At 48.2% G+C, this 18,371-nt stretch carries 15 protein-coding genes and 4 tRNA genes; 2 read left to right on the top strand and 17 right to left on the bottom strand.

The window, feature by feature from the left end; translation table 11 throughout:
- Window positions 1-21: 21 nt before the first annotated feature.
- The 16 genes from MKR94_RS07945 to trxA all read right to left on the bottom strand — a co-directional run bounded on the left by MKR94_RS07945 (window position 22) and on the right by trxA (window position 13,384).
- Window positions 22-98 (bottom strand) — tRNA-Pro (locus MKR94_RS07945).
- A gap of 30 nt (window positions 99-128) precedes the next feature.
- A tRNA-Leu gene (locus MKR94_RS07950) sits at window positions 129-215 on the bottom strand.
- Window positions 216-230: 15 nt separating this feature from the next.
- A tRNA-His gene (locus MKR94_RS07955) sits at window positions 231-306 on the bottom strand.
- Window positions 307-389: 83 nt separating this feature from the next.
- Window positions 390-466, bottom strand: a tRNA-Arg gene (locus MKR94_RS07960).
- 133 nt (window positions 467-599) lie between these two features.
- Window positions 600-1,352: a lipopolysaccharide N-acetylmannosaminouronosyltransferase gene (wecG, locus tag MKR94_RS07965; protein ID WP_422047516.1), complete on the bottom strand. Its 753-nt coding sequence runs from the start codon at window positions 1,350-1,352 to the stop codon at window positions 600-602.
- Window positions 1,339-2,718: an ECA oligosaccharide polymerase gene (gene wzyE, locus MKR94_RS07970; RefSeq protein WP_241646437.1), complete on the bottom strand. Its 1,380-nt coding sequence runs from the start codon at window positions 2,716-2,718 to the stop codon at window positions 1,339-1,341. The genes wecG and wzyE overlap by 14 nt, the downstream gene beginning before the upstream one ends.
- Window positions 2,719-2,720: 2 nt before the next feature.
- Window positions 2,721-3,794, bottom strand: a complete 1,074-nt coding sequence (gene wecF, locus MKR94_RS07975; protein ID WP_241646438.1) for a TDP-N-acetylfucosamine:lipid II N-acetylfucosaminyltransferase — start codon at window positions 3,792-3,794, stop codon at window positions 2,721-2,723.
- Complete coding sequence (gene wzxE, locus MKR94_RS07980) at window positions 3,794-5,041, bottom strand: lipid III flippase WzxE (protein WP_241646439.1); 1,248 nt, start codon at window positions 5,039-5,041, stop codon at window positions 3,794-3,796. Before wzxE ends, wecF begins: the two co-directional genes overlap by 1 nt.
- Complete coding sequence (gene rffA / locus MKR94_RS07985) at window positions 5,041-6,171, bottom strand: dTDP-4-amino-4,6-dideoxygalactose transaminase (protein ID WP_241646440.1); 1,131 nt, start codon at window positions 6,169-6,171, stop codon at window positions 5,041-5,043. The genes wzxE and rffA overlap by 1 nt, the downstream gene beginning before the upstream one ends.
- Complete coding sequence (gene rffC / locus MKR94_RS07990; RefSeq protein ID WP_241646441.1) at window positions 6,158-6,853, bottom strand: dTDP-4-amino-4,6-dideoxy-D-galactose acyltransferase; 696 nt, start codon at window positions 6,851-6,853, stop codon at window positions 6,158-6,160. The genes rffA and rffC overlap by 14 nt, the downstream gene beginning before the upstream one ends.
- A gap of 1 nt (window position 6,854) precedes the next feature.
- On the bottom strand, window positions 6,855-8,117 hold the full coding sequence (wecC, locus tag MKR94_RS07995) for a UDP-N-acetyl-D-mannosamine dehydrogenase (RefSeq protein WP_241646442.1): 1,263 nt from the start codon (window positions 8,115-8,117) through the stop codon (window positions 6,855-6,857).
- Window positions 8,107-9,243 carry a non-hydrolyzing UDP-N-acetylglucosamine 2-epimerase gene (gene wecB, locus MKR94_RS08000; protein ID WP_338328014.1) on the bottom strand — a complete coding sequence of 379 codons (1,137 nt, stop codon included), beginning with the start codon at window positions 9,241-9,243 and terminating at the stop codon, window positions 8,107-8,109. The genes wecC and wecB overlap by 11 nt, the downstream gene beginning before the upstream one ends.
- Before the next feature lie 6 nt (window positions 9,244-9,249).
- Window positions 9,250-10,203, bottom strand: coding sequence for a Wzz/FepE/Etk N-terminal domain-containing protein (locus tag MKR94_RS08005; RefSeq protein ID WP_241646443.1), 954 nt, complete (start codon window positions 10,201-10,203; stop codon window positions 9,250-9,252).
- 3 nt (window positions 10,204-10,206) lie between these two features.
- Window positions 10,207-11,298 carry a UDP-N-acetylglucosamine--undecaprenyl-phosphate N-acetylglucosaminephosphotransferase gene (gene wecA, locus MKR94_RS08010; protein WP_241646444.1) on the bottom strand — a complete coding sequence of 364 codons (1,092 nt, stop codon included), beginning with the start codon at window positions 11,296-11,298 and terminating at the stop codon, window positions 10,207-10,209.
- A 164-nt stretch (window positions 11,299-11,462) separates the two neighbouring features.
- The gene (rho, locus tag MKR94_RS08015) at window positions 11,463-12,722 is read right to left on the bottom strand and encodes a transcription termination factor Rho (RefSeq protein ID WP_062812156.1); all 1,260 of its coding nucleotides are present in this window, start codon (window positions 12,720-12,722) and stop codon (window positions 11,463-11,465) included.
- A 329-nt stretch (window positions 12,723-13,051) separates the two neighbouring features.
- Window positions 13,052-13,384 (bottom strand): thioredoxin TrxA, encoded by a 333-nt coding sequence (gene trxA, locus MKR94_RS08020; RefSeq protein WP_048914014.1) that lies wholly within the window; start codon window positions 13,382-13,384, stop codon window positions 13,052-13,054.
- Window positions 13,385-13,500: 116 nt separating this feature from the next.
- Here trxA and rhlB point away from each other — a divergent pair, with 116 nt between their 5' ends.
- Window positions 13,501-14,796, top strand: coding sequence for an ATP-dependent RNA helicase RhlB (gene rhlB / locus MKR94_RS08025; protein WP_099823046.1), 1,296 nt, complete (start codon window positions 13,501-13,503; stop codon window positions 14,794-14,796).
- Between the two features lie 5 nt (window positions 14,797-14,801).
- The gene (gppA, locus tag MKR94_RS08030) at window positions 14,802-16,289 is read left to right on the top strand and encodes a guanosine-5'-triphosphate,3'-diphosphate diphosphatase (protein ID WP_241646445.1); all 1,488 of its coding nucleotides are present in this window, start codon (window positions 14,802-14,804) and stop codon (window positions 16,287-16,289) included.
- Here gppA and rep read toward each other — a convergent pair.
- Window positions 16,283-18,307: a DNA helicase Rep gene (rep, locus tag MKR94_RS08035; protein ID WP_241646446.1), complete on the bottom strand. Its 2,025-nt coding sequence runs from the start codon at window positions 18,305-18,307 to the stop codon at window positions 16,283-16,285. The two genes, gppA and rep, sit on opposite strands and share 7 nt — an antisense overlap.
- Window positions 18,308-18,371 lie beyond the last annotated feature (64 nt).

Genomic DNA, 18,371 nt, shown 5'->3' on the forward strand with positions numbered 1-18,371 from the left:
GAAGCGGGGTTTCTCAAAATTTGGTCGGCGAGAGAGGATTCGAACCTCCGACCCACTGGTCCCAAACCAGTTGCGCTACCAAGCTGCGCTACTCGCCGAAATACTGCGGTACTACTTTATTTTTTACCTGGTGCGAGGGGGGGGACTTGAACCCCCACGTCCGTTAGGACACTAACACCTGAAGCTAGCGCGTCTACCAATTCCGCCACCGTCGCTCATCAGATAAAAATTGGGGTGGCTAATGGGACTCGAACCCACGACAACTGGAATCACAATCCAGGGCTCTACCAACTGAGCTATAGCCACCACCCCTAACTTCTTACTACCACTGATGTTAACACATCAGCCTAACGCGGTAAAACACCACCGCAGCTCGACACCTAAAAAACTGGTGCGCCCGACAGGATTCGAACCTGAGACCTCTGCCTCCGGAGGGCAGCGCTCTATCCAGCTGAGCTACGGGCGCTTAGCGCCGTTGCGGATGCGGATATTACGGTAGTGTTGCCTAGCTGTCTAGTGGTTTTTTAAATTAAATTATCGTTTGCTTACGCTTTGTTCACTTTGCGTGAAGTTTCGGCGATTTAGCCTCTTTTGGGGCCTTATAGCTCACCGCGCCAGTGGTAACCTTGATACTTAAGCAACTTTAGTTGACGCTTTAATCGAGAAGGTTGCTTAATCAGTCGATACAGCCACTCAAGCCCAAGTTTCTGCCACAGCAATGGTGCACGCTTCACTTTACCAATAAAGACGTCGTACGTGCCACCTACCCCCATATATAGCGCATCCGGGTATTTCTCATAACATCGCTGAATAAAAAGCTCCTGTCGTGGCGATCCCATCGCCACAGTAACCACTTTCGCCTGGCTCGCTTTAATCCGTTGGATCAGCGACTCGACCTCAGCTTCCGTAAAGTAACCATCTTGTTGGCCCACAACCGGCACCTGCCATTGTTGCTTAAGTTTATGGGTGGTCTGCACCAACACATCGGGTTGACTTCCAACCAAATAAACGGGAACAGATAATGCGCCGGCACGTTGCATTAATGACTGCCATAAATCCGCCCCCGCGATGCGCGTGACTTGGCTGTCGGGGTACTTTTTACGGATCGAACGGACGATACTAATGCCATCAGGATAGTTAATTCCGCCGCTGGTCAGGATTTGGTGCAATAGCGCATTATGTTCTGCCGTTAAAATCTTTTCAGCATTCAACGCAATTAGACGCCCAGTGTGTACCCGCAGCCCATCAGGCAGCAGGAAATCGGTAAACGCTTGCATTGAAGGAAAGCCATATACCGGAATCTGGCGAATAGTAAAACTTGGCAGCGTTATCGGACGGTTACTCACAGATATCCTTTTGTTTTGAGTAGAAGGGAGTGACGGAAGGCACTGATGTTGCCCCTACTCGTGATTTGACGAGCCCTGCGCGTTGTAAGAACCAAAATAAGAGTTTTGTCACCAGTAGACACAGCAGAAAAATAATCGCGAAAAAAACCACTCGCGAGCCAAAAGCGTCGAGTCCTTCACGCGCTAAGACAATCATGTTAAACACTGCACCGAAACAAAAACTATTGATTAAGGCTGCGGTATAACGATTTGGCTCTTGGCGAGCGCGATAATAGAGGCTATCGAATCCTTTAATGATCAGGCCGACTAACAATGCGCCAGGCAGCAAAGCCCCTACCCCACCCATGACGAGTAACGAACCGATTAGCGTCGGAGATATCGCTAACCCTGAATGGTTATCTAAAATCTGCCAAGTAAAATAATTTGCGCTATTCAAGATGGCAGAAGGACGTTCTGGCCATAACCAACTTGGAATGAAGACATAAAAGTCTCGCCACATCGGGGCCGGACCTTGGAAGTCGAGCTGCGAATAATGGCTGAAGATCAAACCCAAATTTTCCCAAGGCGAAAACGTATCGCGTGTCAGATAGAGAAAGGTATACCAAGCCTCTGGACCCGCCACATTCAGATTATAGCGCCGCAACGCTAACCAAAACATTCCCACAATCGACATCGCCCCAGCACCAAGTAACATCGATAACGTAATCCAGCCACGACTAATACCAATAAATAAAAATAGCGCAAATGCAATGATGATATTGGCGCGTGTTCCCCCCACCACCATGTAAGTAATCAGACCAAAAGTCACTGTCACCACAAGAAATAGGCACCACTGCCGTAACGTGGGCTTAAGGAAATACACCACCAACATGCCAGGGATAAAAAAGTAAAAGAAGCGTTTTAAAGCAACACCAGAAACCTGACTGGAAAAAATTTGGCTATAGGAGGTCAGTCGAAAGAGTAATAGCCCATTGTGCGCAAAGAAGATCCCTAGGCTAACCAGCGCAACCAGGACTAACAATCCTGAAAAGAGATGAGTCTCTAAGCGAGTCATGGTAAAAAAGCCGCTGACGGGTGCCACGGGTTTACGGGTTAATCGAACCTTATACGTCACATAATAGATGGCATAAAATCCTGTAGCCGATAACAAGGCTTGTAACAGATAGAGAGGATCAACCACCGGCTCTTGGAAACCAAAGACTAATATCGAGGTTAGCGGAAAACCAAAATAGAACGTCAGTACAAAGAGTAAGGAAAAGAACAGATGAAAATTAAAGCGTTCACGACGGAACTCTTTCACCATTACCGTTAAGATAAAGCAAAGCGAAAGCACATATACCAAGGCTAAGCCTGTAAACTGCCCACCCGTCATGATCACTCCATCCCTTCCAATCGCTGTAACATGTCACGCCAGCCTTGCAGATAGCCGGGTGAGAAAAACTCAATAGTCGCTTTATCGTGGTGGACTAATTGCTGGCGAGCACGCTGAATAATCTCTCTATCCAGTGGGTCTTCATCAAATAAGACCGGTAAGTGTTGTTCAGCCAGATCGCGCCAAAACGGATTTTTTCGACTAATCACAAATGGAATATTTTTATCAATCAGTATACTGAGCGTGCCAATACCTTGTTGCCGAGCAAAGATAAAGTAGCCCAGATGACAACGATCAACCACCTTCAAATAGGCATCGAAGTTGAGCTTTTCTGTGACTATCTCGACCTGTCCGGAGCTAAAGAGCTGTGAGGCATGTGCACTTACCTTGGCAATATACTCTTGATTATTATCAGGATAGCCCATAGGAACGATCACCTTGACCGCTTGGCCAAAGCGGTGCGCGATATGTGTTAACGCCTGACAGTGTCGATTAGAGGGATCGCCCGAATTCCCCACCAATAGGGTCAACGGTTGGTTTGCAGGCTCCCCTACCGTGGTTTGCGGAGTTGTCGCCATTTTGGTCGGGAAATAAAGCTTATGCCCGGGGACCTTCGGGTATTTTTGCTGATAAACACTGAGGTCACCCAAGGTGGCATAGACCGCCGCAACGCGTCTCTGCGCGCGACGTCTTAGCGTATAAAAAAGCCGAAATTTCAGCGACCGTGACGCCTCATATAAATCAGCCCCCCAGATATGCCAATGTAACTGGTGCCTTCTTATCCGGCCACTGAGTAAGGCCAACCATAAAAGAGGATTAAATTGACCATGACAGAAAAATAAAGTTTGTCGATTTTGGGCCAATCCGATAACTTCTTGCGCTAATTGCTTCTTCGACCCTACACAGTCGATTGATAGGTTCGGAAACTGCTCAGCGAGTGCCATATCCTGAGTGACCACAATAAACTTCCTCGCTTGTGAGCAGGGAACCTCTGTGGTCAACACCTCATTAAAAAAGGCTAATAACGTCTTGTTGTGGTGAGGGATATCGGCCCCCAGTACATGAATAATCGCCATTATTTTCGATACCAATAAAAAAATGCTGCAATAACCAACAGTAAATAACAGACGTAGGTGATGCAATATGCTTGTACTGCCCCTAATACGCCGTGCTCAGCAATAAGCCAGTGGCTGGTGGCTAGCAGTAAACAAAATTGTGTGATTTCCGTCAGGACATAGGCACGTAGACTGCCGCGAGCAATCACCAGATAACCAAATACATAAGCAGCTACTTTGCAGATATCACCCGGAAGTTGCCAAGCAAAGAGGTCTCGCATCGCGGTGAATTGGTGAGAAAAAAGCAGAGCGATCACCTGATCGCGCAATAACCATACGCCGAAACTCAAGACGGCCACAGCGGGGATAACGCGCAAGAGTGTCCGGCGGATCTCTCCCGCAATCGCCTTCTTTTCCTTTAACCGACTCAATGCTGGCAGTAACCACACACTAAAGGTCGCCGTAATGAACTGTAAGTAAGCATCGGAAACGCTTGCCACGCCCTGCCACAGCCCCACCGCTTGCCAATCATTATAATCTGCTAACTGATGACGCATCACGACCCAGGCAAGGGGGAGTGTTACCGCGGTAATCCCGGTCATTAACGTATACTTTAATAAGCGGCCGGCCATTTCGCTATCCCAGCCGAAACGTAGCGGCCCCAAGCGCTCGGACGTCGAGCGTTGATAGAAATAGGCCGCGGGTAACAGCGCGATCGCCGGTACCACTGCCAACCCCACCAAAGCGCCTGTAAATCCCCCTATCGCCCAGCACGCTAAGTAACCTGGCACAGCGAGCAGACATCCGACTATGATAATCAGGGCGTTACTCCGCGCGTCCTTAATTCCCTTCAATTTTGCCTGTAAGAGATTTGCCCAACCGATTCCACACTGTAAGAAGGCGAGATAACGAATCACTGGGGCATAATCAGAATGGCCAAAAAGCCCTTGGCTGATAGGGTCTGCACACAGTAAGAGAACGAGGGCAATCAGCATCCCCGCCCCCACTACTAGGGTCGAGGCAGTGGCAGAGAGCTGCTGCAACGGGTGGGGAGCGTCTTGGTATTCCGCCACGTAACGCGTGACACCGTTGAAGATACCGGCCCCCGCCATTACGCTGAGGACAGTAATTAATTGCCGATAATTACTTGCCAGCCCGATACCTTCGGGCCCGTAAGTGACCGCCAGCAATTTGATAATCACCAAGCCGCACAGGATCTTGGTGAGGGTAGAACTCGCGGTCCAGACAGAGGCTCGAGCAAATGACATTAGGAGAAGAAACTCAGTAGCGACCCTATAACAATTTTTTGCTGGTTATCCGTCAAATTGTAATACATAGGCAACCTAACTAAACGCTCGCTCTCAACGGTGGTATAGCGATCCTCGCCATTGAACTCACCGAACTGCAGACCTGCGGGTGAGCTATGCAGAGGGATGTAGTGGAACACGCTGAGGATCTCGGCTTCTTTTAACCAGGTAATCAGTTGGTCGCGGTCCTGTTGATCACGCAATTTAAGATAGAACATGTGCGCATTATGCTGACAGTCCGTCGGGATCGTCGGTAGAGTGATCCGCCCCTGAGCAGCAAAAGGCTGTAATGCCTGATAATAATTTTGCCATAACGCCAAGCGTCGCTGATTAATCTGGTCGGCATTTTCTAATTGCGCCCAGAGATAGGCGGCTTGGAGATCAGACATCAGGTAACTGGATCCCAAATCACGCCATGTATACTTGTCGACTTGCCCACGGAAAAATTGGCTACGATTCGTCCCTTTCTCGCGAATTATCTCCGCCCGCTCGATCAAGGTAGGATCATTAATGAGTGTCGCCCCTCCTTCACCGCCTGCCGTATAGTTTTTGGTTTCATGAAAACTAAAGCAGCCGATATGACCAATCGAGCCCAGGGCGCGTCCCTTCCAGTAACTCATCACACCTTGCGCGGCATCTTCAATCACATACAGCTTATATTTCTCCGCTAACGCCATGATTTTATCCATATCACAGGCAACTCCGGCGTAATGAACCGGTACGATGGCGCGCGTTTTCTCGGTAATCGCTGTTTCGATTAATGTTTCATTGATATTCATAGTATCTGGACGAATATCAACGAAGATAATTTTCGCCCCACGCAACACAAAGGCATTAGCCGTCGACACAAAGGTATAGCTTGGCATAATGACTTCATCACCCGGCTGAATATTAATCAGCAAGGCCGCCATTTCGAGTGAAGCGGTACAGGAAGGGGTGAGTAAGACCTTGGGCACATGACAACGTTGCTCAAACCATTGCTGCACGCGACGGGTAAAGCCCCCATCACCACATAGTTTGCCGCTTGCCATGGCTGAGTGCATGTAATCGGCTTCACTTCCCGTTACCGGAGGAGCATTAAACGGAATCATCTCTTTTCCTATAGAGCCAATAACTCGTAGACGTTAAACGTGCACCGTGACGCAGGTAGAGACGCATCGCGGAGACATTACTGAGTTGGGTCGTGATATGCAGTTCCGACAGGCCTTTGCTCCGCGCCCAATCGGTCGCGGCAAGCAATAGCTGCTGACCGAGCCCTGCCCCTTGGTGAGTGCTCGCCACCCCTAATAGACCAATGCGAGCAATGTGCGCGGAGTGTCTTAAGCTCACAAAGCCCGACACGCCACCCTGCTCATCGAGGGTGAGTAAACATTGATCGTCGAAGGTACCTTGAACTGCGTTTTCAATCCACTGCGCATAAAACTGTTGAGTAAGAGAGTGATCAAACCATGGCGCGCGAAAACGGCTTCCGGTAAATAGGCTCCCTGCCAGATGACGTAAGGCATCGATATGGGCCGGACGCGCAATACGTATCCCCGGTTGTCGCGTTGTCTCAGTGATAGGGATAACCAGTTCAGCTTCCCCTTCCACTAACGCAAAGCCTTTGCCAGTCAAGGTATCTAGAGATTGATAATCTGTACTGGATACCTTGGCCTGAACCATGTCCCAGTCAGCACACTCCTCCACGCTCAAGCGATCGAGCTCAGCGAGATCGACCTTACCTATTCGCTGAGAGAAAAAATCACTTTCCCATGCTAAGAGATCAATAGTCATTTCAGTTACGCCAAACGCCGCGAGTGTCGATCACAAAGTCGGTCGTTAACTGTGACCTATCCAGTGCTTTAAACACCTTATGGTCGGTCAGGAGCACGACAATCTCTGCAGATTGCAAGGCTTCATCCACACTGGCTAAAGTGGCTTTACCTGTGAATGTCTGAGGTAACTGGCGAATATGCGGCTCGACTAATAACGTCTCGCCTTGGTGCCATTCACTAATCAACTTCGCCACCTGCATCGCTGGGCTTTCTCGAAGATCATCAATATCGGGTTTGAAGGCCAGGCCAAAGCAGGCAATTTTTATCGCCGACGCGGTCTTACCGTTCGCCATCAAGCAATCAGCGACCGCTTGTTTTACCTGGTCGAGTACCCAGAAGGGTTTACTGTCATTCACCTCACGGGCCGTACGGATTAAGCGGGCGAGTTCCGGCGTCTGCGACACGATAAACCACGGATCAACCGCAATGCAGTGCCCACCCACACCTGGGCCAGGTTGTAAGATGTTCACGCGAGGGTGGTGGTTGGCGAGCTGAATCAGCTCCCACACATCGATATCCAGTTCATGACAGATTAACGAGAGTTCATTGGCGAACGCAATGTTCACATCACGAAAGCTGTTTTCGGTAAGCTTACACATTTCTGCGGTACGCGCGTTAGTTGTCACGCACTCACCCTGTAAGAATAGCTGATAAAGCTGACTCGCCCGTAGCGAACAGTCAGGCGTAATTCCACCGACTACCCGGTCATTACTCACTAATTCTGCCATGACTTTGCCAGGTAGCACGCGCTCAGGGCAGTATGCGATAGCGATATTAGGCTGGTCGCTGTGTCCAGGAACTTGCAGCTCTGGTCGCAGTTCAGCAATCCAAGCAGCCACTTGTTCGGTTGCCCCGACAGGTGAAGTGGATTCTAAAATAACTAAGTCTCCCGCTTTCAGCTGTGACGCGATGGCGAGTGTAGCGCTCTTGACATAGCTAAGGTCTGGCTGATGTTCCGCCTCAAACGGGGTCGGTACCGTAATGATAAAGGCGTCAGCTGGCTCCGGGGTTAACGTTGCCCTCAATCGTCCTGCCGCGACATTACGCGCCACCACATTGGCCAATTCGGGTTCAATAATATGGATTTCACCCCGGTTAATGGTCTCGACTGCCACTGGATTAACATCAACACCTATGACTTGGCATCCCGCATCAGCCAAAATCGCGGCGGTAGGTAATCCTATATATCCAAGACCAAAAATGGAGACTGTTTTACTGTGCATGCTCAACCCATGAGTGTTTAATAAATTCGATAATTTTCTGACAACTTTGACCCGTGCCGTAAGGATTTTTGACCTGACTCATTGCTTGCCACGCTTGCTCATCATCCAGCAGTCGCGCTGCTTCCTTAACAATGGTGTCACTCTCAGTGCCGACTAAGCGCACGCTTCCCGCCTCCACGGCCTCGGGGCGCTCAGTAGTCTCGCGCATCACCAACACTGGCTTACCGAGTGAAGGTGCCTCCTCTTGGATGCCACCTGAATCGGTAAGGACCAAGTAAGCACGATTCATCAACCATACAAAAGGTAAATACTCTTTCGGCTGAATAAGATGGATATTTTCAACGCCCTGTAATAAGCGTTTCACTGGCTCACGGACATTAGGGTTCATGTGCACAGGGTAAACAATATCGACGTGTGGATAACGTTTTGCCAGTGCCACCAGTGCCTGACAGATACGCTCAAATCCGCCGCCAAAACTCTCCCGACGATGTCCCGTCACGAGGATCATCCGGCGTCCATGCATTAAATAGGGGAATTCTGCGGCAAGACGCTGTTCTAACGCCTTATCGTCGACGATTTTATCGCGTACCCATAACAAGGCGTCAATAACGGTATTTCCGGTAACAGTAATAGCGCTCTCGCGGATATTCTCCGCAAGCAGGTTACGCTTTGCATGGTCGGTTGGCGCAAAGTGCCAGTGAGCTAAATGCGTGGCAACTTTACGATTTCCCTCTTCAGGCCAAGGAGAAAATAGGTTGCCGGTGCGTAAGCCAGCTTCAATGTGTCCAACTTTTATCTGATGATAATACGCGGCTAAGCTCACGGCCAAGGTCGTGGTGGTATCACCATGGATCAGGACCAAGTCAGGTTGGTAATCATTGAAAATATCAGCCATCCCCACCAAGATACGGCTCGTAATGTCACTGAGCGATTGACCGGGCTGCATAATATTTAAATCGAAATCAGGAACCAACTGAAAGACATGTAGCACTTGGTCAAGCATTTCACGATGTTGTGCGGTAACACAGAGTCGAGACTCGATTTCCGTGGTGTTCTGTAACGCTTGCACCAGAGGCGCCATCTTAATTGCTTCAGGTCGAGTACCAAAGACTGTTAATACCTTCACGCTTTCCTATTCCTTTTTCTTTACACACTGAGTGAGGGCAACACCTGCACCAATAAGAATACCCACTAAGCCCCACATCACCATCAGTAGCGGTAAACGAGGACTTTGTCGGCTGATAGGTGGCTCGGGTGATTGCAACATTGTCCAGCTTGTGAAAGGTTTAAGAGAAGCTGGGCCGCTTTGAAGTGCGGCGAGTCGAGCTTGCTCATGCAGTAAGTTATCGGAAGCCACGGGACCAGTTTGCTCAATCACATTAATAGCAGTTTTGGTTTGATTATCGTCGGACTGTGCCGCTTCGTTTTTCAGCTGCTTAACCTGTTGGTCATAAGCTGCCTGCGCGACCGATTTTTCAAAAGCAATTTGCTGTGCGATCTTCGTCATTTCAGATTGCCACGCTGCGGATAATTGCTGTTGGACTTGAGCCATCACCTGCTGGTCAGTGAAGGTAAGATAGCGCTTAAGCAATTGGCTACTGGTCGCTGCACTTTCTGCGGTCAAGCTCAAGGTATCAACCGTTCCATGCAGTTTATCACCCGCAGTGAATTGAATACTGGCGACTCTTCGGTCCAACAGTGTTGGCGTCAGAGAAGTTCCTCTATCAGCTTTTTCTTGCTCCAACCAGAATCGACGGCGATTATCGACAGAAGCCAGCTGTTGTAAGAAAGTTTGGTACACCGCATCTAATACGGTGTCTACATCATCGTTATTGGCTGTCGACGCTGGGTCAGAATTGGTGCTGAGCTGATTTAATTTTGAGAGTTCTTGGTAATAACGCGTCACTTTCGATAAATCGGGGCGGCTAAATTGTGCCACGGCAACCCACTTTTGCGTGGCAAACATCGTGTAAGCCCATGCAAGCAGAATCCCTAAGATCAGGCCTAGACCGATCCATTTTTTACCGCGCCACAAACGCTGCACACAGCTTTCGACATCAAGCTCATTATCAATAGAAGAATGCATGATTTAATCCTGTGTTTGTTCATCACGTGCTTTACGGCGTAACTGCCATGCGCGTTTATTACGACGAATACGTCGAGCCACACGCCATGCGTGCTTTAAACAGTACCCATAAACGAAGAAGGCCATGAGAAACAGTACCATCATGAACCACTCTGGAATAAAGCTGAAAAATTCGCCCACCATTCCAATTCCCGCCAAGATCGCTGCCGCGAGGGTAATCAGGACAAAGGCTTGGCGAGAAGTGAAGCCAGCTCGCATGATCAAGTGATGAATATGCTGGCGATCGGCGGTGAAAGGGCTTTGCCCTTTACGTAATCGACGATACATGATGGCGACCATATCCATTAGCGGAATAGCAATCAACCATAGTGCTGTCACGGGACGTAACGGGTGATATTCCCCTTGGCTTGCATCCAGTAATACCCAAATCACTGTAAAACCAATCATGGTACTGCCGGCATCACCCATAAAGACTTTATAGCGCCGTCCGAGCATGCCGAGGTTGAGTAAAATATAGGGGATGATTGCCGCTATCATCGCAAAACACCAGAAGGCCAGACTGGGCTGACCTTGGTTATAAAGAATGAGTCCTAACGCGCCAAAGGTGACACAGGAGAGGCCGCCCAAAAGCCCGTCGATACCATCGACCATATTGAAAGCATTAATCGCCGCCCATACCGCAAACAGTGTAATGACATAGCCAAATGGCCCAACGCGAAGTTCGATGGGGCCAATAATAAATCCTAAGGAGTGCAGATACAGGTTCGCAACAGCCATCATGATTATCGCAATGGCAGCTTGTACCGCAGCGCGGATTTTAACGCTTATATCGAATTTGTCATCGATTACCCCGACCAGCACCAATACCCCAGCACAAGAGAGGTATAACATATCATTTGGTTGATAATAATTGGTGATCAAGAAAGCAAAGCAAACTCCGGCATACACCGAGATGCCTCCCACTAATGGTACTGTTCCCTGATGGCGTTTTCGAAAATTAGGCTTATCAACTAATCCGACTTTTTTAGCCACTTTGCGGGCCAAGAAAAGAAAGGTTAGAGAAAAGAGAAATGTAAGTCCTAATTCAACACTCATATTGAGCATATTCACATTCAAGCTCTCTATCGTAACACTTGCGGAGTAAATCCATTTCAGATTGTTAATGCTATATGCATTAAAAAAAAAACGCCACGTAAACACGTGACGTTTCTTAACTTTACAATAAATCTGACCTTAACGCGCGGTTAAGCTTCTCAGAATTACGAACGTTTCATCATATCGAAGAATTCATCGTTGGTTTTGGTCATCGCCAACTTATTGATGAGGAATTCCATCGCATCAATTTCACCCATCGGATGGATAATTTTACGCAGGATCCACATTTTTTGAAGTTCTTCAGAAGAGGTGAGCAGTTCTTCTTTACGTGTACCTGAACGATTGTAATCAATCGCTGGGAATACACGCTTCTCTGCGATTTTACGCGAGAGATGTAATTCCATGTTGCCGGTACCTTTAAACTCTTCATAGATAACTTCATCCATCTTCGAGCCGGTATCGACCAGAGCGGTGGCAATAATCGTTAAGCTACCACCTTCTTCAACGTTACGCGCCGCACCAAAGAAACGCTTAGGACGATGTAATGCGTTGGCATCCACCCCTCCTGTCAGCACTTTACCTGATGCAGGCACAACGGTGTTGTACGCACGGGCTAAACGCGTAATGGAATCGAGCAGAATGATAACGTCTTTTTTATGCTCGACCAGACGTTTCGCTTTTTCGATAACCATTTCAGCGACCTGAACGTGGCGAGAAGCTGGCTCATCAAAGGTAGAAGCAATAACTTCACCCTTCACCAAACGTTGCATTTCTGTCACTTCTTCAGGACGCTCATCAATCAGCAGGACCATTAAGACACAGTCGGGGTGATTATAAGCGATGCTTTGCGCGATATTTTGTAACAGCATCGTTTTACCCGCTTTAGGCGGCGCAACGATTAGGCCACGCTGGCCACGCCCAATTGGCGACGCGAGATCTAAAACACGTGCGGTTAAGTCTTCGGTCGAACCGTTTCCTCGCTCCATGCGTAAACGACTGTTTGCATGCAGAGGCGTAAGGTTTTCAAAGAGGATTTTATTACGGGCGTTTTCAGGTTTATCGAAGTTAACTTCGTTGACTTTCAACAGGGCAAAATAGCGCTCACCTTCTTTAGGCGGACGAATTTTACCGGCGATGGTATCACCTGTTCTTAAGTTGAAACGTCGAATTTGGCTTGGAGAAACGTAGATATCATCGGGACCGGCGAGGTAGGAACTGTCTGCAGAGCGGAGAAAACCAAATCCATCCTGCAGTATCTCCAGCACACCATCACCGAAGATGTCTTCGCCACTTTTCGCATGCTGTTTCAAAATTGCGAAAATAATATCTTGTTTGCGCATGCGCGCGAGGTTTTCTAACCCCATATTTTCACCCAGTGAAATTAATTCAGACACTGGAGTATTTTTTAATTCGGTAAGATTCATAGTGATGGGTTCTTGACTTGGGGTACTTCTTGAAATGTTAGTCATGAGTGGTCGGAAACGTCCCACGCCTGTTATAGATAATATCGTTTAGGTATCAGCCCTAGTCATTCATAGGAAGAAATGAGGCTGCGTAATTTATTAATTAAAGTGGAGATTCCACTGATGTTACCAAACCTGTTAATTGGGTAGTGATGGACAACAAGTTCGATTAGAAATCTAGATTCTGACTACAGGTAAGATCGTAATGCAGTGTTTATAACTTAGCACGCCACTTATGAGACGTCCAGTGATAGCGCAAAAATAAACCATCACTGGCATCTCTAAGAGTATTAACCGAGGTTAGCGTTTAAAAACTCTTTCAGTTGACCCTTAGACAGTGCACCGACTTTCGTTGCAACCACTTCGCCTGCTTTAAACAGCAGTAACGTTGGGATGCCACGGATACCGTATTTCGGTGCAGTTTCTGGGTTATCGTCAATGTTCAATTTGGCGATAGTCAGTTTGCCTTCGTATTCGTCCGCGATTTCATCAAGAATCGGGGCAATCATTTTACAAGGGCCACACCACTCTGCCCAGAAATCGACCAGGGTAACGCCTTCAGCTTTAAGTACATCAGTATCAAAGCTACTGTCGGTTAGGTGAACAATTTTTTCGCTGCTCATAGTTGGCTCCACAAATTTATGCCTGGTGATTCGGCTTCTATTAAATCAATATAGTTAACTTTATTTCAATTTATACGCTTTCGTAAAGCGCCAATAAGCTGATATTCTACCACACTATGAGCAAAACACACTTAACAGAAAAGAAGTTTTCCGACTTCGCCCTGCACCCTACGGTGATTAAAGCCCTTGATACCAAAGGCTTTACGCAATGTACGCCTATCCAGGCGTTAACATTGCCTTATGCTCTTGCTGGGCATGACATCGCAGGTCAGGCGCAAACCGGTACCGGAAAAACGATGGCGTTCCTAACGTCAACGTTTCATTATCTCTTATCTCGACCTGCTGCCGAAGGGCGTCAAGTCAACCAACCTCGCGCCTTGATCATGGCCCCTACGCGTGAATTAGCGGTACAAATTCACGCCGATGCGGAGCCATTAGCGCAGGAAACAGGTTTAAAAATTGGTCTCGCTTACGGTGGCGACGGCTACGATAAACAACTGAAAGTGCTGGCCCAAGGCGTTGATATCCTGATCGGCACCACTGGCCGTATCATCGATTACGTCAAACAAAACCACGTCGACCTCGGCGCTTTACAAGTATTAGTTCTTGATGAAGCTGACCGTATGTTTGACCTCGGCTTTATCAAAGATATTCGTTGGCTGATTCGTAAAATGCCACCGGCGACAGAACGCCTAAGCATGTTGTTCTCTGCAACCTTATCTTACCGTGTGCGTGAACTGGCTTTTGAACATATGAACAATGCTGAGTATGTCGAAGTCGAACCCGAGCAAAAGACCGGACATCGCATTAAAGAAGAGCTGTTCTACCCTTCTAATGAAGAAAAGATGCGTCTGCTTCAGACCTTGATTGAAGAAGAGTGGCCTGATCGTGCGGTAATCTTTGCTAACACTAAATATCGTTGTGAAGATATTTGGGGCCATTTAGTCGCTGATGGTCATCGCGTTGGGCTACTGACCGGTGATGTCCCGCAGAAAAAACGTCTGCGTATTTTGGAAGACTTCACTCAAGGTAATATCGATATTCTGGTTGCAACGGACGTTGCCGCACGGGGGTTACATATCCCGGAAGTTACCCACGTCTTCAACTATGACTTGCCTGATGACCGTGAAGACTATGTGCACCGTATTGGCCGTACAGGCCGTGCTGGCGCGAGCGGACACTCTATCAGCTTAGCTTGCGAAGAGTACTCGCTAAATCTTCCCGGCATCGAAGAGTATATTGGCCACAGCATTCCTGTGAGTAAATATAATAGCGATGCATTGATGACGGACTTACCGGCGCCAAAACGTTTCTCACGCCCTCGTTCACAAAATAACCAGCGCCGTGGAAACAATAATAATCGCCGTGGTAATCAACCACGTAATAACAACCGTAACAAACGTACAGGTTAACCACCATGCGAAGCGCATCATCACTCCATGCTGCCATTGATTTGGGTTCAAACAGTTTCCACCTGTTGGTGGTGCGCGAGATTTCAGGGTCGCTGCAGACAGTGGCCAGAATAAAACGTAAGGTACGTTTGGCCGCAGGATTAAATGCGGATAATCAGCTCTCTGAAGAGGCGATGCAGCGTGGCCTTAACTGCCTAGCACTCTTCGCTGAGCAGCTGGAGCACATCCCCCTCTCACAAATTCGGGCTGTCGCAACCGCGACACTGCGTATTGCCAACAATGCCGATGCCTTCCTTTGCCGTGCTCACGAGGTGTTAGGACTTCCTATCGAGGTGATCTCCGGTGAGGAAGAGGCAACGTTGATCTATCAAGGGGTGGCACAAACCACCAGCGGATCAGATCAGCGTTTAGTGGTGGATATTGGCGGAGGGAGTACAGAGTTAGTGACCGGTATCGGCACCGACGCTACCGCTCTCTTCAGCCTGTCCATGGGCTGTGTGACTTGGTTAGAGCGCTATTTTACCGACCGTTATCTTACTCGGGAAAATTTTGACCGTGCTGAAGCCGCTGCCCGCGCTGAAATCAGTAAAGTGAAAGCGACCTTACTGGCTAAAGGCTGGCAGATCTGTGTCGGGGCCTCAGGAACGGTGCAAGCGTTACAAGAGATTATGGTTGCACAAGGAATGGACGAGCAAATCACCCTCGCCAAACTTGAACAGCTTAAACAGCGGGCGATTCAATGTGGCAAACTCGAAGAGTTGGAAATTGAGGGGTTAACCCTTGAACGCGCCCTGGTTTTTCCTAGCGGCCTTTCGATTCTTCTCGCGATCTTCCACGAGCTGTCCATTACTCGTATGAGCTTGGCTGGGGGGGCATTACGCGAAGGCCTTATCTATGGCATGATCACCCTTCCGGTGGATAAAGACATCCGTAAAAGAACGCTAGAAACGACTCAACAGCGTTTTGCCGTCGATCTCGAACAAGCCGAACGTGTCAAAGCGACCTGCGCTGTCCTTATTCAACAGGTCAACGACAGTTGGGGATTAAGTGAGTATTGCCAACAGCTACTGTCTAGTGCGGCGGCTTTACATGAGCTAGGTTTGGCGATCAATTATCGCCATGGTGCAGAAAACGGCGCCTATTTAATTAGGCAGCTTGAGTTACCTGGATTTACTCCAGCACAGAAACAGCTGGTCGCGGCGATCGTGATGAATCAGAAAGGGAACATCGATCTGCCAAGCTTAAGCCAGCAGAGTGCACTGCCGTTGCAACAAGCCGAGCAACTCTGTCGACTTTTCCGTTTAGCCGTCATCCTTTGTAGCACGCGTTCACCGAGTGAAGTGACGTCCTTTCACCTCTTGGCAAAAGGGAACAATCTGGCGTTACAGATTGATAATCAGTGGGCAATCCACCACCCTTATCGCTTAGAGTTACTGCAACAAGAAGAACATCTGCAAAGTTATGTTCACTGGGGATTTACACTGAATTATTGAGAAGACTTAGCGCGATTTAACATATCTCTTAGCCCTGCGACACGACTCTGACTGTTCACCATTCGCTGCTCGCTGCTCATCGCTTTTTTCTGGTCTTCGTACTGCAAGTCGTCCTGTGGCAGTTCAAATAAGAAACGGCTTGGTTCAGGGCGATTAATCTCACCATACTGCCGACGTTCACGGCATAAGGTAAAGGTGAGTTCTTTCTGAGCGCGCGTGATCCCTACATAAGCTAATCGGCGTTCTTCATCAATATTATTTTCATCAATACTACTTTGGTGTGGAAGTAACCCCTCTTCCATCCCCACTAAATAGACGTAAGGAAATTCCAGCCCTTTCGATGCATGTAAGGTCATCAACTGAACTTGGTCAAGCTCTTCCTCACTCTCCCCTCGCTCCATCATATCGCGCAGAGTGAAGCGCGTGACCACTTGAGTTAAGGTCATTGGCTCGTCTAGCTCAGACCCTGAAAGCATTTCCGTCATCCACTGAAACAGGGTATTGACGTTTTTCATTCGCATTTCGGCCGCTTTGGTGCTGGCGGAGCTTTCGTATAACCAACTCTCGTAATCGATACCACGGATTAAATCTCGGACCGCATCAATCGGTTCGCGCTCACTTAAAGTAATAAGCGAGGCAAACCACTCGGTGAAGCCTTGTAAGCTTTTCAGCCCTCGTCCCGAGAGAGTCTCGGCTAAACCGAGATCAAAACTGGCGCGAAATAAACTCTTATTGCGTAAATTCGCCCATTCTCCGAGTTTCTGTAGCGTTGCTGACCCAATCTCACGCCGTGGCGTATTAACGATACGTAAGAAGGCGCTGTCATCGTCGACATTGGTCATCAGCCGTAAGTAGGACAAAATATCTTTGATTTCGGGACGAGAAAAAAAGGAATTTCCGCCGGAGATTCGATAGGGAATACGGTTTTGCATTAACAGCTTTTCGAAAACCCGCGATTGATGGTTACCACGATATAAGATCGCATAGTCACGATAAGCTGTCTTATTAATAAAATGGTGTGCGATTAACTCTCCGGCAACACGCTCGGCCTCGTGATCTTCATTATTGGTATGGATCACTTTTAATTTATCGCCTTCTCCTAATTGAGAAAAAAGTTTCTTCTCAAATACGTGGGGATTATTGGCGATAAGTATATTAGCGGCACGCAAGATACGTTGTGAGGAACGATAATTCTGCTCGAGCTTAATCACTTCCAATTGTGGGAAGTCTTCTTTCAGTAATACCAGATTTTGCGGTCTCGCTCCCCGCCAAGAATAAATTGATTGGTCATCATCGCCGACCACGGTGAAGCGCGCTCGGGTACCCACCAATAACTTTACCAGTTGGTATTGACTGGTGTTGGTATCCTGATATTCATCAACCAATAAGTAGCGTATACGTTGCTGCCAACGCTCCCGTACCTCAGCATTATCCCGCAGCAATAACGTCGGTTTTAGAATGAGGTCATCGAAATCCAACACATTACAGGCACGTAAATGTTGCTCATACAGATGGTAGCATTTCGCAAAAATTTGATCGCGCTCTGACCGTGCTCTAGCAGTCGCTTGCACTGGGTCAATCAGATCGTTTTTCCAGTTTGAGATAGTCGAGGTGAGTTGTTGTAACAGGTCCTTATCTTCCTGTAGCCAAGGTTGGGTCAGCTCTTTTAATAAAGCGAGCTGATCCTGATCGTCAAAGAGCGAAAAGTTCGCTTTCATCCCTAACGCACTGACTTCACGCTTGATAATCTCCAATCCTAACGTATGGAAGGTAGAGATTTGTAGCCCCCGAGCCTCTTTACGGCCGAGCGTCTGTGCAACACGCTCTTTCATCTCACGAGCAGCTTTATTGGTAAAGGTCACTGCAGCGATATGTCGAGCTTGGTAACCACTTTGTCTGATCAACCAAGCAATTTTATTAGTGATCACGCGCGTTTTACCGGATCCTGCGCCAGCTAAAACTAAACAAGGTCCGGTGACGGCTTCTACCGCGTGCTGCTGGCTGGGATTAAGACGCATAAAAAAAATCGCTCAGTGAACTGTGAAGAAAGTGGTATATAAGGCAGCAAGTATACACTCACGA

Source organism: Rosenbergiella metrosideri, assembly GCF_022602565.1.
In the GTDB taxonomy this organism is placed as follows: Bacteria; Pseudomonadota; Gammaproteobacteria; order Enterobacterales; family Enterobacteriaceae; genus Rosenbergiella; species Rosenbergiella metrosideri.